The sequence below is a fragment of the Rhizobium sp. Root1203 genome (genome assembly GCF_001424945.1).
Lineage (GTDB): Bacteria > Pseudomonadota > Alphaproteobacteria > Rhizobiales > Rhizobiaceae > Rhizobium.
Genome location: NZ_LMCW01000013.1, coordinates 55,495 through 69,471 on the forward strand (window position 1 = coordinate 55,495; position 13,977 = coordinate 69,471).

Annotated in this window: 12 protein-coding genes, 2 pseudogenes and 1 riboswitch; of the genes and pseudogenes, 8 read left to right on the forward strand and 6 right to left on the reverse strand. The window is 54.8% G+C overall.

The window, feature by feature from the left end; all coding sequences use genetic code 11:
- From ASC97_RS16550 to ASC97_RS16565, 4 genes are all read right to left on the reverse strand, one after another.
- Complete coding sequence (locus tag ASC97_RS16550) at positions 1 to 696, reverse strand: ABC transporter permease (protein ID WP_244481492.1); 696 nt, start codon at positions 694 to 696, stop codon at positions 1 to 3.
- Between the two features lie 331 nt (positions 697 to 1,027).
- Positions 1,028 to 2,203, reverse strand: a complete 1,176-nt coding sequence (locus tag ASC97_RS16555; RefSeq protein WP_082530020.1) for an ABC transporter substrate-binding protein — start codon at positions 2,201 to 2,203, stop codon at positions 1,028 to 1,030.
- Positions 2,204 to 2,310: 107 nt separating this feature from the next.
- Positions 2,311 to 3,417, reverse strand: a complete 1,107-nt coding sequence (locus ASC97_RS16560; protein WP_057469449.1) for an LLM class flavin-dependent oxidoreductase — start codon at positions 3,415 to 3,417, stop codon at positions 2,311 to 2,313.
- A gap of 242 nt (positions 3,418 to 3,659) precedes the next feature.
- Positions 3,660 to 4,913: a D-amino acid dehydrogenase gene (locus tag ASC97_RS16565; protein ID WP_057469450.1), complete on the reverse strand. Its 1,254-nt coding sequence runs from the start codon at positions 4,911 to 4,913 to the stop codon at positions 3,660 to 3,662.
- A gap of 132 nt (positions 4,914 to 5,045) precedes the next feature.
- A riboswitch (glycine riboswitch) is annotated at positions 5,046 to 5,136 on the reverse strand.
- A gap of 85 nt (positions 5,137 to 5,221) precedes the next feature.
- On the opposite strand from ASC97_RS16565, the gene ASC97_RS16570 reads away from it, so the two are divergent.
- The 8 genes and pseudogenes from ASC97_RS16570 to ASC97_RS34015 form a co-directional block, all read left to right on the forward strand.
- Positions 5,222 to 6,235 carry a D-2-hydroxyacid dehydrogenase gene (locus ASC97_RS16570; protein WP_244481494.1) on the forward strand — a complete coding sequence of 338 codons (1,014 nt, stop codon included), beginning with the start codon at positions 5,222 to 5,224 and terminating at the stop codon, positions 6,233 to 6,235.
- A gap of 16 nt (positions 6,236 to 6,251) precedes the next feature.
- Entirely contained in the window at positions 6,252 to 6,674 is a 423-nt protein-coding gene (locus ASC97_RS16575; RefSeq protein ID WP_057469452.1) for a GlcG/HbpS family heme-binding protein, read from the forward strand.
- A gap of 148 nt (positions 6,675 to 6,822) precedes the next feature.
- On the forward strand, positions 6,823 to 7,722 hold the full coding sequence (locus ASC97_RS16580) for a LysR family transcriptional regulator (protein WP_057469453.1): 900 nt from the start codon (positions 6,823 to 6,825) through the stop codon (positions 7,720 to 7,722).
- A gap of 181 nt (positions 7,723 to 7,903) precedes the next feature.
- Positions 7,904 to 9,070, forward strand: coding sequence for a mandelate racemase/muconate lactonizing enzyme family protein (locus tag ASC97_RS16585; RefSeq protein ID WP_057469454.1), 1,167 nt, complete (start codon positions 7,904 to 7,906; stop codon positions 9,068 to 9,070).
- A gap of 195 nt (positions 9,071 to 9,265) precedes the next feature.
- Complete coding sequence (locus ASC97_RS16590; protein ID WP_057469455.1) at positions 9,266 to 9,877, forward strand: DUF1349 domain-containing protein; 612 nt, start codon at positions 9,266 to 9,268, stop codon at positions 9,875 to 9,877.
- Positions 9,878 to 10,279: 402 nt separating this feature from the next.
- Positions 10,280 to 11,032: an SDR family NAD(P)-dependent oxidoreductase gene (locus tag ASC97_RS16595; RefSeq protein WP_057469456.1), complete on the forward strand. Its 753-nt coding sequence runs from the start codon at positions 10,280 to 10,282 to the stop codon at positions 11,030 to 11,032.
- Between the two features lie 521 nt (positions 11,033 to 11,553).
- Entirely contained in the window at positions 11,554 to 12,516 is a 963-nt protein-coding gene (locus ASC97_RS16600; RefSeq protein WP_200959484.1) for an IS110 family transposase, read from the forward strand.
- 208 nt (positions 12,517 to 12,724) lie between these two features.
- A pseudogene (locus ASC97_RS34015) lies at positions 12,725 to 12,955 on the forward strand (DinB family protein); the annotation flags it as partial.
- 202 nt (positions 12,956 to 13,157) lie between these two features.
- Here ASC97_RS34015 and ASC97_RS34870 read toward each other — a convergent pair.
- Positions 13,158 to 13,625 (reverse strand): formylglycine-generating enzyme family protein (locus ASC97_RS34870; protein ID WP_210171771.1); only part of this gene is annotated, 468 nt, incomplete at its 5' end.
- A 1-nt stretch (position 13,626) separates the two neighbouring features.
- A pseudogene (locus ASC97_RS36250) lies at positions 13,627 to 13,901 on the reverse strand (formylglycine-generating enzyme family protein); the annotation flags it as partial.
- Positions 13,902 to 13,977: the final 76 nt, after the last annotated feature.

The window sequence follows — 13,977 nt, forward strand, 5'->3', positions numbered from 1 at the left end:
TCACCTGTGGTAGCGCCGACCGGGCGCGAGATTTGCAAATTTGAGCAGTTGCACGAACACCACGTACACGACGACGAAAGTAGCAAGCAGAACAAACGCCATCGCCGATCCGAGGGGCCAATTACCGGCGCTACGGAACTGGTTTGCGATCAGAAGGCCGCTCGTGACGCCGTCACGTCCACCCAGCAACTGCGGAGTGATGTAATCGCCTGCTGCCAAGATGAAGGTGAACATGAACGATCCGACGATGCCTTTGTGGGTCATTGGCAATATGACCTTCGTAAGGACTGCAAGGCCGGTTGCGCCAAGGTCGCGCGCAGCTTCCAGATATTCCTGTCTGACGTCACGAAGGGACGAAACGAGGATCAGCAAGGCGAACGGCAACATGACGTGCACGAGCGTAATGACTGAGGCGAGCGGGCTGAACAGGATGACCTCCAATGGCTGCTTGATGATACCCGTTCCCATGAGGAACGAGTTGATCACACCGTTGGTACCCAGAATGGTTCGCCATGCGTAGACGCGTACGAGATAACTGGAAAACCAGGAAAGCAGAACCAGATAAAGAATGAGGTTACTCTTGGTCTTGTAGACGAGATAGTAAGCGACCGGAAAGCTCAACAGCACCGAAAACGCCGCCGTGTAGAAGCCGTTCTTCATGCCGACCCAAGTGGCCTGCCAAAATCCTTCAGCCAAGAGAATTCGCGCGTAGTTGTCGATGTTCCAAACGTGTTCGATGACGAACGAACGCGCTGCCCAAAAACTCGTCACAAACAGCAGGGCGACGGGTACAAGAAAGAATATGATTAGAAACGCGAGGGGCAGCGAGGCCAATCCGAACCCTTGGGGAAGCCGGGGTATTCGCATAGGGCGTCTTTCTTCCGGGGGTTTCCCGACATATTCAACGGTGGTCGCCATCGGCGTTCATCCTGTACTTTAGAAAACGACAGTAACGCGGGGTTTGCAACCAACCCAGCGACAAGAGCCAACAGGCTTCGACCTCAGGCCGAAGCCTGCGAGCGACAGCTTAGAAGCCTGCCCGGAAGTCGGCCCAAACCTGCAACCAGTCGTCATAGGTGGCGAACTTGTCTGAGGTGCGTGGTGGCTGACCGTAAATCTTCAACGTCTTGAATTTTTCGTCGAAGTTATCGTAGTCGAACAGGTCCTTCGTCTGCGCGTCCATGAGTGCTGGTGCCTTCTTGGACACCGCAGCCGCAACTGCAGTCTTGCAGATCGACGCCTGGATTTCCGGCTTCAAGGCTTCATTGATGAAGGCATATGCGGAGTCGATATTCTCGGCAGTTTTGGGGATAAACCATGCGTCCGCCCAAACGGCTCCGCCTTCCTTAGGGTATACCGATACGGTCGTCACGTTCTGCTTCGCTGTCTCAAGCGGTACAGCGCTCCAAACGCAGAAGCACGCCGCGATTTCGCCGGAGGCAAAAAGCGAGATTACGTCGCCGTTGGACGAAGCGAACACCTTCGACTGCTCACGGTAAGGCTTCAGCTTTTCGAAGCAATCGGTGAGTTCATCCTTTGTGAGGTTGGGGAATTTCGGGCCATAGCCAGTTACCTTGGCGATTTGTGGCCAAACTGTCAGCGGATTGTCGAGGAACGCGAGCTTGCCAGTGAACTCCGGCTTCAGCAGGTCTTCGTAGCTCTTGACTTCGACTCCACCGGCCAAGTCGGGCCGTATAACGATCGTGTCGAGGCCCCATACCCACGGCATCGCCCACTGCTTGCCGTCCCAAAACCACATGTCGCCTTGATAGAAGGGCGGGTAGATGTCATCTTTGTTGTAGTTGGGTATCTTCGAAACGTCGAGTTCGGTCAGAACCTTCAGATCGTTGTAGATCGCGTTGTAGCCGTTCGAGTATTCAGCGAGGTCGAGGCGCACGGCGTTGCTGCCAACGATCTTCGCGGTCACGTCATCCTGATTGCTCATGATGGCGGCACGCATTGTCAGGTTGTTCGCCTTGCGCCACTCAGCCGTTTCGCTCTCCAATGTGTAGCCTTCCCAAGCCATCACTTCCAGATTTCCGCCGACCGCTGCTTCGGCCGAGGGCACCCAAGCTCCGAGTGTTGCTCCTGCTGCAATCGCGGCAGTACCAAAGAGGAAATGGCGGCGATCAAGCGCAATATCATTAAGCAAGTCAGCCGTGCGTGCCGGAATGCCCAAGCCCGATTTCTGATCTGAACTCATTTTCAAAGCTCCCAGTTAAGAGTTTCTAAAAGGTATTTCCCACCCGAATTTTCTTATATTCGTTGGTTGTGCAGGCGCTGGCCTGCACAACCATATCAGCCAAGTCTTTATTCTGCGGCCTGAAGCGTGCCGACGTGCTGGCGCAACTTGGGCATCACGTCCGTGGACAGAAGTTCCATCGAACGCTTATGAAGCGCCGGGCGATCCCAGTCCTTCTGCGTCATCATCAGAGTGCCGAACGGTCCACCGACGGCATCCACGAAGGCAACGAGCTTGTCCAAGACCGTCTTCGGCGAGCCCGACATGACCATCCAATCAAGGCAGTTCTTGACGGTTATTTCGCTGTCGAGAGTGTTCATGGAAGGCTTGAGGACGCCAAGAAGCTTAAACGCACGCATGTCTTCGACGATGTATTCGTAGTACCAGTTGTAGGATGAGGTTTCGTCAGCGAGGTATTCAGCGGCTTCCTGATCCGAATCCGTAACCAAAATCGAGCGAGCGATGCGCCACTTGTTGCGGTCGGGGCGACGTGCTGCTTTTTCACAGCCGACAACGTACTGCTCCCAGTGTGTCTTGACGTTTGCAAGCGGAGTGAAGTTCGCCGAGACGATGCTCCAGCCTTGCTCACCAGCCTGACGAGCACTGCTCGACGAGGGGCTCATGACCGAAATTGCCAATTCAGGGAACGGCTGCTGATAAGGCTTCAGCATAGGACCGAAGCCAAGGCTCGGGATAAGCGTCTTTTCAACCACGACGTCCCAATACTTGCCCTTGATGTCGTATGGCGGGTCCTGCGACCAAATCTGATGCATGATCCGGATGGATTCGGTCGTCATCTCGGCACGGTTCTTCTCCTGCGTACCGAAGAGTTCCATGTCGGTGACAAGGCCACCAGGGCCAACGCCCATGATGAAACGACCTTCACTCAAATGGTCGAACTGAGCGATCTCACCGGCCAGGCGAGCCGGATGATGCTGCGGCAGGTTCAGCACGCCGGTGGCAAACTTGATCTGCTTGGTCGCGTGGATCAGCGTGCCAAAGAACTGAAGCGGGTCCGAGATTGGCTCACATGCGCAAGTGATGTGCTCACCTACCCAAACCTCGGAGAAGTTGAGGCGGTCAGCCAAAATTACTGCTTCGCGGTCCTGCTTGAGCAGTTCCGTATAGTTGCGCCGCTGGTCGTGCAGCGGCATCATGAAAAGACCGAGGTCCATGAGAGTCTCCTCTTTACTAGAGATCGGCCTGTCCGATCCTCGAACAAGGAGCAGCAAGAGGTGTGCCAATTCGAAATATCTATAGGTTTCAACATTTTGTTGGAAAAATCGGGAGGAAGCGGCGCGGGTCTCTCAGTCTCATTTCTGAGAATCTCGCGGATGATTTTCTCAAGTACATTGAGACTCGTTCAAAGATGCTTGTCGAAACAAAAGGGGCCGGACAATGTCCGGCCCCTCGGTGGCTATGCAGTTTTCATAAGTAGCCTATCCGGGAAGTTCTCGCTGAGCGAACTGGCGATGATATCGGCCGTCGCGCATGAGAGAGTCCACCCAAGGTGGCCATGCCCGGTGTTGTAAAATACCCCCGGCTTTGAGCCTCTACCGACGCGCGGTAGCATATTCGGCATCATTGGTCGAAGGCCGCTCCAAGGGACCACTCTTGCCGTGGATGTCTGCGGGAACAGCGTTCTGACCCAGTCGACCAACGGTCTAATACGGTCGGAACGAATATCCTTGTTCACACCGTTAAATTCGGCTGTCCCTGCCACACGGAACCGATCAAGACCCAGTCGACTGGTGACAATCTTGGCTCGGTCGTCGAGCATGCTCACCCACGGTGCGACCGTCTGGCTTACTTCGTCATCGAGGTGAACGGTAATTGAATAACCTTTCACCGGATAGATGTTGACCCGATCTCCGAGCATCGCCGCGAAGTCTCTGCTGGCTACACCAGCGCACACGACAATCGCATCGCCGGTCAACTCCTGTGCTGCCTCGCTATGGCTGTCTGTCGGCTTCCACGATATCTTTACCTGGTTCCCGGCTGTTATCGCCGTCACGTCGGCGTCAAACAAGAATGTCGCACCTTTGCGTTCACACGCTGCGGCGAGTCCTCGGGTGAACTTGTGAATGTCACCCGTGGAGTCAGAAGGCGTGAAGAATCCACCGTAGAAATCGCCGACCAATGCGGGTTCAATAGCAGCGATCTCCACCGAATCCACCGGGTTTCGATCAAGGCCGCCTTTGCGCAACATTTTATTCACTTTCGACGCGTGCTCGAAGCTTCCTCGATCGTAATAGACATGTAGAATACCGCGCTTCTCCAGATCGAATTGAATGCCTTCCTTCTCGGCAATATCGAACATGTGACGGCGAGCTTCAATCGCCAGTCTGGTTGTTTCTATCGTGTTGCTTTCATAGCGGGAAATGCTTGTAAGGAACTCCCCCATCCAAGAGTATTTATGCCAGCTCGGCGAGGGGTTCACTAGCAAAGGTGCGTCCCGCTTAAGCATCCATTTGAGACCTTTCGCGACCGTCGACCAATGGTTCCAAACTTCAGCGTTGCTGGCGGACAGCTGCCCGCCATTGGCAAAAGAAGTTTCCATGGCAGGGTAACGGTGTTTCTCGATAACCGTTACGCGGTGACCCTGTTTTAGCAAGGCATACGCCGTCGTTACTCCGGTGATGCCAGCGCCCAAAACAACAATATTTGACATGTCTTCTCCGACACATTGGTAGTGGAACTTTGCCAGTTCCCAGCCCCCAATCTGTCTGTTTTACCTGAGAGCTTGCCCTCCTTGTGAGAGGTCCCCTTCGGTGGATACGACGATGTATCTCTCTCCAGATTGTTCAACCTAGCAGTCTTTTTGCCTGAGAGTTTCCTGGGGGGTTGCTCCGTCGGCGTGGCTGTAAAAAGGCCACCTCTCCTGCAAGGCTTATGAACCCAGTTAGGGTACTCACAGAACTCGAAAACTCGCAATCCCCTCTAAAAACTTTTCTCATTCGAGTTGGCACGCAACTTGCTATGCCCTTTGCAGATGCTGCTAAAGGAGTGAAAATGCGAGGTTTTTCCGTCTACGTCGAAAATAAAGTTTCATCAGATTCCCCGTATTTCGTATCTGATACTCAGGTGCGGGCGGCCCTCGGGGTGCTGGCGGAGAACTTGGAGATCAATGTCAACTCGGAGCGATCTCCTGACCTAAAAGCCTTGGAGACTGCTCGCTATTTTATCGGCTCCGGTTTTGATCCAGCGCGGCTTAACCGCCACGGCGCTGCACTCAGACTTGTCCACTGCACGAGCGCTGGAGTCGAAATGTACATGCCTTTGGATTGGTTGCCCTCGAACGCGGCGCTGACCAATAGCAGTGGTGTCCACGCCGAAAAGGGCGGCGCGTTCGGAGCAATGATCGTATTGATGTTGTGTGAAGAGGTTCCTCGGCATATCCAAAATCAGAGGCTACGCCGGTGGGATAATCGCCTGTCGGGCAGTATCGGCCGCAAGACGATCGCAATCTGTGGAATGGGCGCTCTAGGTTCGGCAATAGCGACCCGTCTTCGGCCGTTCGGTCCAAGGATCATTGGCATAAGTCGTACGGGGGCAGCTAACGAGGTTGCCGATGAGATGGTTGCTGTCGCGGACCTAAAGGATGTCCTTCCTCAAGCAGACTGCCTCGTTCTCAGCTGCCCGCTGACGACTGAGACGCGAGGCGTCATCGGCAAGGCCGAAATCGCTCTCATGAAACGCGGTTCCTCGATTTTCAACGTCGCCAGGGGGCCGGTGCTCGATAATCGAGCGCTGTGTGAGGCGCTGGCATCGGGTCATCTCAGCGGCGCAGCCTTGGACGTTTTTGACCAAGAGCCATTACCGGCTGCCAGCCCGTTATGGGATGCTCCCAACCTTGTAATTTTTCCTCACATTTCGTGCGATGACTCGGAGGGCTACATTGATCGATGCCTTTCCGTATTTGCTGAAAACGTTCGACGAGACTTTGCTGGCGAAGCATTTGTCAACCGAGTCAGCCGCGAGATCGGCTACTAACCCCAAGGAGAGTTCTTTGTCTAAGGCATTCAAACAGACGGCTGTTTTGTCTCATGAGGGTGCATTCGCGGCTCTTCGAGCCGCAGTTGAAAAAGCAATTGAGATCAACGTGCCGCAGTGCATCTTCATCGTGGATGCCAGCGGCGAAACTATCGCAAGCCTGAGAATGGATGGCGCAAAGTACCTTAGCATGCACACGGCACGCGCCAAGGCTCGAACTTCTGCTTCCATCCGAAACCCTACCGGCTCCATGGCACCCGATTTCGCAGTATCTGCAGGGATTGCATCGAACGGCGGCGTTACAAACCTTCCAGGCGGCCTGCCGATCCGCTTCAATGGTGAACTCGCGGGTGCGATCGGGGTGGGATCAGGTACTGGTGATCAGGACATCGAAGTCGGACGAGCTGCCCTCGCGGCAATTGGTGCTGATCCTGCATAGCGGCTTCTATTCCGACTGATGGATGGCGCCGGGATATACGGCGATGCCCCGTATTGGGAGAAAGCGAGCGGTATCAATGCATGAGCGCGTGATTGCTGCGTCAATTTCGTTATGACACCACTGACCAATCTCGCTGGAGATGTTGCCAATGAAATATCATCAGATCGAAGCGTTCTATCAGGTGATGCTAACCGGCAGCATATCGAAGGCTGCTAACAATCTGGGCCGCACCCAACCCGCCGTCAGTATGACGATTGGGACACTTGAAGAGCAACTTGCAACTAGGCTTTTTGACCGCCATGCCGGGCGCATCACGCCTCGGGCTGAAGCGCAGGTGTTGTTCGAGCAGATCGGACCGGTGATGCATCAACTGAATGACATTCGATACCGCTTTGGCCGGCTGGACTCTATCGCAGTTCCCAGGATTTCGATCATCTCGTCCAGCAACGTTGGGATGAACCTAGTGCCTTCGGCGATCTCGGACATCGCATCCTCAGGTCAAGAACTGCGGCTTATGAACGGTTCCGCTGCGACGATCGTTTCAGAAATGGAGAATCAGCGGCATGACCTGGCTGTGACAGATGAAGGTGCCGGGGAAGTTCCATTGAATTCTCCGCTTTTCGAGACTGAGGTGTTCCAAGTTCCAGTCTGCGCGGTCTATCCCAGAGGACTATTGATCGCCACGGCGGGATCGATCTCAACGGAAGAGCTGATTGGCCATCAGATCTGCACCCTATATGAAGAAAATCGCGCGGCGCGTGACATCAGGGAGAAGCTGCACTCCCCGCGAGTGGAGTTCGCGAGTTTTTTCCCTATGGCCTGTTTCGCCGTTGCAAGCGGCAGTGTGGCCATAGTGGACTACATCACATGTAGTGCACTTAAAGCCCTCACGCTCGGCACACTTCAAGTTGAATATCGCCCCATAACCGACGCTGCCTCATCGCCGTACTATCTGCTCAGATCGCGCTATCGGTCTAGATCGAAAATGGCCGATCGGTGCTACGAGGCTGTCCGCGCGGCGCTAACTGACCAAGCGGCGGGCCAATAAGCTAAACTTATACAGGTATCAGAACTTCGATTTTGCGCTGATGCCGCATATCATGATCAATCTCCCTACCAGTCGACGGACCGGCTTTGGATGGCCGTTTCTTGAGTCAAACTCTGGCGTCGCTCCGAATATCTATTTCCAGCGGCGAACACTTACGATCGCCAATAAAGGGAGTGCGGCCATGCGAGTTACCAACGTCCGGGCATACCGGATACCGACCGGAGGCGTTCGTCCGGTTCTGGTGGAAATCAGTACCGATGAGGGCGTCACTGGCTGGGGCGAAGCGGCGGTAGCCTATGGCCTTGGCGCTCGTGGAGCAGCCGGGATGATTGCGGACTATGCCCCGCGCGTCATTGGTGCAGACCCCAGGTACCCTCGGCATGTCTACCACGACATTTATGACAACTCGTTCTGGACGAAGGGTGGGGGAGCGATCGCATTCGCGGCCGTCAGCTCTATCGATCAGGCGCTTTGGGATATCAAGGGCAAGTCAGCGGGTGTGCCGGTCTATGAGTTCTTCGGCGGCGCTTTCGCTCCGAAGGCGCAGGTTTACGCGAATGGCTGGAACTATCACTGCAACGACGCGCATGAATGGGCAAAAGCAGCAGAGCGGCCGCTCAAGGATGGATACAAAATCCTGAAAAGCTATCCCTTTGCCACACAGCAGCCAGGTAGAACTCTTACGCACGTCCAGAAGCGCGCTCTCTCTCCCGAAGAGTTCACCAGGGCAGTCGAACGAGTTCGACTTCTGAAGGATGTCGTCGGCGATCAGGCAGAATTGATGATCGATCTCTCCGGCGGCATCAACAACGATCAGTTGTTCCGCTTCCTGGATGTCTGCGAAGAGCTGAACGTAATGTGGGTTGAAGAGCCGCTTGACGCGTTCAACCTCACGGGGCTCAAAAATCTCGGCGGACGTTACAAGTTCCCAATCGCGGCCGGGGAACGCGTTTATACCCGAAATGGCTTCCGTAACCTACTTGATACCGGTGCAATCGATGTGGTGATGCCCGACGTCGGAAACTGCGGCGGGGTCTTTGAACTCGTTCAGATCGCTTCGATGGCTGAAGCGTACAATGCTCGCGTGTCACCGCATAATTGCGCGTCGACCCTTTGCACCGCCGCATCTCTGCAGGTTTGGGCAGCGTGTGCAAATGCTATGCCGCTTGAAATCTACCCGTATCTTCCGGAGTCACAGGGCTACGTACAGGTCCTAAAGAACTCTCCGGAAGACCGGATCAAGGATGGCTATCTCGATGTCGCGACGGACGTAGGATTGGGTGCCGAAGTCGATGCCGAGAAACTGAAGCCATATTGCGTCTTCGACTATCTCGAAGAAAATGCTTGATGGAAACAGGTGTCCGCTTGGAAGCGGCACCTCCTAGGACGATAGCAGCTGGGCTGGTCGAGTCGATCAGTAAGTTAGTAAATGCCATGCGCCGACCGCGCTGTCGGGTAAGTTGCAAATTGCGCGCAACCCTCCTGTCCGCCGACCAACACCATCTGTCCACCTAAGCGCTTGCGCCAATATTAGGAAAAGTCAATGAACGCGCCATCAGCAGTCAGTCACCATTTTGACGGCAAAGAAATTCGATTTCAAAACGAGGAGAGCGGAACGGCCGGATCTGACGGCACTCTGACGATTGAGGCGAAGTCTCGCACGAACTACTTCGTGAATCCCGACAACGAGCCAGCGCAGTTGAACGCGCCATTCCTTGAATTTGATGTTCCCGACCAGATTTTCACGCTGCAGGCCAGAGTAAGAACCCCGCTTCGTTCGATATATGACGCCGGCGGCCTCATCGTCAGGGTAGGGACGTCGTGGGCCAAACTCGTTGTCGAGCTGTCGCCTTTTGAAAAGCCGACTATAGTTTCTGTCGTCACGAAGGAGACATCTGACGACAGCAATGGCGAGGAGGTTGCTGACGATTGGATATTCTTGCGACTGCATCGCAACCACGGTGTCTATGCGTTCCATTGGTCGCTCGACGGAAAAGTCTGGAAACTCGCCAGGTACTTCGGCCTCGGGTTACCAGATGAGCAGGTTTGCATGGGCATGATCGCGCAAGCGCCCATGGGAGGGCCAATCCTCGTAGAGTTCGACGAGATTAAGCTCGTTCCTGGGGTTACCCTGGATGTGCGAAATGGCAGCTAGCGATTGGGAACTGGGATCGGTTCTAACCGCATCCCCTGCGTCCCTATGTTGTCTTTCCCATGCCCACCAGCAGGCGCTTGGCAGCCTGGGTTTCGCGGCCTGTTTGGGCCTCACGGGAACGTAGCCGTCTTTCACTTCGCCTGAACCCAGGCGCCGTCCGGATATTGCTGTGCAGCGCTAAGTTTACGCTGCCCTTCGGTTTGCCAAGCATTCATTGTTCCGGTCGTACTTTTCGTCGCTGCCGCCGAACTGGGTCGTCGAAGCGTCTGTAGAGGGGTGGATGCGGAAGTGCCGCCAATAAGTTCCACTGATACCTTCATCAGAACTTTGGCTTTGCACGGTGGGTTGTTATCATGGAACCATGCAGAAGCCCAATTTTCAACGGTTTCTGGAGACGAAGACATGCAGCATGATTTGAAAGGGAGAACTGTCCTGGTAACGGGCGCGTCGTCCGGTATAGGACTTGCGGTGGCCAGATTTTTCGCGTCCAGACAGGCACGGGTTGGCCTCGTTTCGCGTCGGGAAGCCGAGTTGGGACAAATCGCTGCAGAAATCAAAAACGGTGCGATCTTTCGAGCGATTGACATAGCGGACGCAGAAAGCGTGGCGGCTGGTGTCGATGAGATCTGGAATGAAATGGGTGGGATAGATTATGTAGTCCATGCAGCAGGTATCATAACGCCTGCGCCGCTCGACCAGTTGAATGCCGCTCTCTGGGAGCGCACGATTTCGGTAAATCTATCCGGGGCGTTTTATATCATGCGCGAGTGTGGGCTGCGAATGCGTGAGCGAGGAGGCGGCAGTATTGTTGCCGTTGGCTCTGACCTTTCCTTCAATGGCCTTGAATACTATGCGCATTATTGTGCCTCGAAAGCGGGGCTTGCTGGTCTCGTTAAAGCGGTGGCGCTTGAGCTTGCGCCTGCGGTACGGGTCAACTGTATCTGCCCTGGGCCTGTCGATACACCGATGATGACCTCTGAGTTGGAATGGTTTGGCGGAACCGATGCTGTGAAGCCCGTTGCTGTTGCAAAGGTTCCGCTGAAGAGGTTCGCTGCTCCCGAAGAGATTGCGATTTTTGCGGCATTTATTGCGGTGGAAGCGACTTTCGCAACTGGAAGTATTTTGAGTACCGATGGCGGCACTACCGCTATGTGATCAGGCGATCGAAAGGTACCACGCCAGATCGCGATGGACATCTTGACACGCGCGAACGTGCGTCGAGATGTGTTCACGCGCTAACAGATTTCTTCGACCAGCCGTCTGCTCAAGGACCAAACAGAGACAACTGGGCAATCCGAGAAATGATCGGCGCACGGCGGGCGATACGAAAATCCCGATGCGATCGGAGCTTATGGATGCGCTCCGAAACAATCCGGTTTCTAAATGAAGGTGGGGCCAACTGCCAAAGCGCTAATTTATCTCAAAGCGAATCCTCCAAGCCGACGAGGAGATTGCTTCCTCAAATTCTGGGATCAAACATCTTATGTGTCCCGGCGATGCTATAGCTTCCTCATCGCCGATCCCGGCCAGGACCGGCGATGAGGTGGGATACAGCGCTTAACATCTTGTGGTTTGACCACGTTCGCTAGCAGGTTGATCCCGCCTCTCTCCACCGTCTCGAACAGTTGACGGCGGCCCGATTTCGGGACCGCGAAACATAAGGAAGAGAGAGTGAGATGATAGCAGCAAAGGTGCTTGTCGGAATAGATGTATCTCGTGATTGGCTGGACGGTTTTCTTTTGCCCGCCGGCCAGCGATTTCGGCTACCCAATTCAGCGGAAGGTCACGCGCACCTTATTGAAATACTGCAGAATGGGCCTTCTGCGCCGAGAGTGGGCTTTGAGGCGACAGGCGGTCAGGAGTGGGCGCTCTGGAAGGCGCTCGTTGGCGCTGGAATAAATGCCGTGCAACTGCCACCGGCGCAAATCAAAGCTTTCGCTCGCTCCCATGGCACTCGTGCAAAAACAGACCGCATCGATGCGAAACTGATTGCCAGCTTCATGGCATTCCGACCTGAAGCAGGACGGACATTGCCGACCGAAAAGTTACAGATTCTCAGGACGTTGACAACACGCCGGGCACAACTCGTTGGGATGCGAAAGCGGTTGGTGTTACAGATAAGCTCACGGACGAGACAAGCTATTCCAGCCCAGGTCGACAGCATGGATGATGACCTGAAAGCGCTGCTCGATGCTCAAATTCTCGAACTTGAAAGCCGGATCGAGCACGTTATCACCCAGGAAAAAACTCTCGCCGACAAGGCAATGCGTTTACGCTCCATTCCCGGTATCGGACCGGTCTCCGCAGCTATGCTGATAGCGGAAATGCCGGAATTGGGCAAAATGACGTCAGGTGAAGCCGCTGCAATGACAGGTCTTGCTCCTGTGCCCTATGACAGCGGAACGATGCGAGGCAAGCGTATGATCGCGGGAGGACGGAGAACACTTCGCTATGTCTTGTATCAGGCCGCACTCGCCGCTGCGTATCACAACCCCGTTCTGAAATCAGTCGCACAACGACTGAAAGAGCGTGGCAAACCCCAAAAGCTCGTTATCATCGCTGTCGCAAGAAGGCTCGTAACAATCGCAAACGCCATCCTCAAAAATGGCGCCTCGTGGAGCCATCAAAGCCCAACTTAGACACAGTTGCTAGAGGTCTCTGAGGTCGAGGTTCGCTGCCACGAGATGACGAACTTTCGGATCTTCGCTGGCGAGTGCCTATTCTCTTGCCACAGCGCATGTATGGGCACGGGAGCAGGTTCGAATTTTTCACGCACAACTTCGACCTCTTTGCTCGCGACGAGAGTTCGGATCTGCCAGAGCGGCGAGTAACCCAGTCCCAGCCCCTGCACTCTCCGAGGCAGTGGCCTTCACCTTCACCGATGGCGACAAGGGCTATATGACCCGCGAGGAAATGCTCACCCAGGTTGCCTTGCACCGAGGCTATCACCGTGGCGAAGTAGGCCGCATACTCTGGCAACTCTCCATCACACCCCCATGGGACACGTTCGCGGTCTATCTTCATCAGAGCGAGCAAACCCGACGACAGCAGGGTAAAAGAATGCTCGTTTCCGCATAGATTGGCGGCTTGTTGCCGGGCAAAAACTGTCGCAAATATCAGTCGCGAAACTCTGACTTTTGCGAGCGAGTTTTGCGACAGAAAATTCCCCTTTGATTTCAGCGGTGGCCGATGTGTCGCGAATGTTAGGACTTTCGCGACACAAGAAACACTTCCGGCGGGAGCCGCTCGAACATGCTGTGGATACAGCAAAGTCAAATCATCAGCACGATTTCGCGATGCGAAACCCGAGGTCATCTATAGCAAAAGTTGGATGACTACGTCGTCGATTTGTCACAAGGCACCCGCGCTCATCGTCAGCCCATCCTCCGCCACGAAAGATACGATACGTACCGTAGACGACAGGATCATAAACATCTTCGCACCACTCCCAGACATTCCCCAACATATCATGGAGCCCCCAATCGTTGGGGCGCTTTTTTCCTACCGGCCTAGTGCCACCTTCTGAGTTCTCCCTATACCACGCGATGCCATCGATTGGGCCGTAACGCGCGCGCGCTGTCCCGGCTCGGCAGGCGAGCTCCCATTCAGCTTCACTGGGCAAGCGAAATCCGTTACTCGCCGCCACAGCGATCGCATCCCTGCCATCTGCCGCAAAAACATAGCGTTCCGACAACCCTGTCGTTGCCGATAGCCGATTGCAGAAGCGAGCGGCATCAAGCCACGAGACNATCGCATCCCTGCCATCTGCCGCAAAAACATAGCGTTCCGACAACCCTGTCGTTGCCGATAGCCGATTGCAGAAGCGAGCGGCATCAAGCCACGAGACCGTCTCGACCGGATGATCGTCCGTCGCTGTTGATAACGGTGCTCCACTCATCACTTGACTGTAGAGAGACTGCGTGACCGGATAGCGGCAAATCAGAAACGGCAAGATAGCCGCACTCGATGACTTCCCGATTCGGTCATCGCGCAACGCGATTGTCCCACCGTCAACGGGCACCATATGCTGGCTAAAAGTCTCTAAATCCAACGTTTCCCTCTTCCGTGAGAATCTTACTCGCAAAAACTACTATGTCGCG